This is a genomic window from Burkholderia sp. Ac-20379 (assembly GCF_017104645.1).
Lineage (GTDB): Bacteria > Pseudomonadota > Gammaproteobacteria > Burkholderiales > Burkholderiaceae > Burkholderia.
In genome coordinates this window covers 1-796 of the sequence record NZ_JAAGPF010000800.1, presented here as the reverse complement: position 1 = coordinate 796, position 796 = coordinate 1, and the positions used below count along the sequence as shown (strand labels likewise).

1 protein-coding gene is annotated in these 796 nt (G+C 74.1%); it reads right to left on the bottom strand.

From position 1 onward, the window contains the following. Nucleotides 1-3 precede the first annotated feature (3 nt). On the bottom strand, nt 4-702 hold the full coding sequence (locus G3N92_RS34705) for a hypothetical protein (RefSeq protein WP_206131958.1): 699 nt from the start codon (nt 700-702) through the stop codon (nt 4-6). Nucleotides 703-796 lie beyond the last annotated feature (94 nt).

The following is a 796-nucleotide window of genomic DNA, read 5'->3' as shown; positions in this document are numbered from 1 at the left end:
CGCTCAGGCGCCGGCGGCCGGCGAAGCCGCGTAGCGCGCGATCAGCACGTCGAGGTTGGCGTGCGCGCGCGCCGTGAGCGGCGCGAATTCGGCGGAGAGGAACAGCGGCGCGTGTGCGCGCAATTGCTGGAGCGCGCGGCGGCGCCCGTCGCGGAACGCTTGCGACGGCGCGTCGGGCGCCTGGCCCCATTCGCGGGCGATGTCGCGGTCGTAAGCGGCCAGCCGCTCGGGCGGCGCGGCGAGGATCGCGAGATCGGCGTCGAGAAACAGGGCCGCGGCACGATGGCGGTCCGGATCGGCTTGCCAGGCGTCGTGCAGCCGGTGCGACTGGGTCGCAATCACGAGTTCATGTGCGAAGCCGATGGCCGCGGCATGCTCGGCCATCCAGCCGGGCGGGCAGTGCGCGGCCGTGATCGCGTCGAGCCAGCGCGCGCTGCGCGGCTCGTTCTCGGCGTAATCGGGCGGCGCGGTGGCGTAGACGACATCGTGCGCCCACACCGCCAGCTCGATCGCCTTCCAATGCGGGATCTGCCGATACGGCGCGAGATGCGCGAACAGCTCGGCCAGGTGCGCGAGCGTGTGATAGAAGCGCTGCGGCTCCCGATACGCCCGCTCGATGTGCGGCCAGACGGCCGGCGTGCCGAAACAGGCATCGCAGCCGTCGCGCAGCGCGTCGAGCGTGGCGGAATCGGGCGCACGCATCGCGGCCGGCGTATCAGGATTCGTCGGCCGCGGCGCGCGGACGGCGCGCACGCGGGGCGCGGGCCCGCTTGGCCGGCGCCTTGTGGGCCGGGGC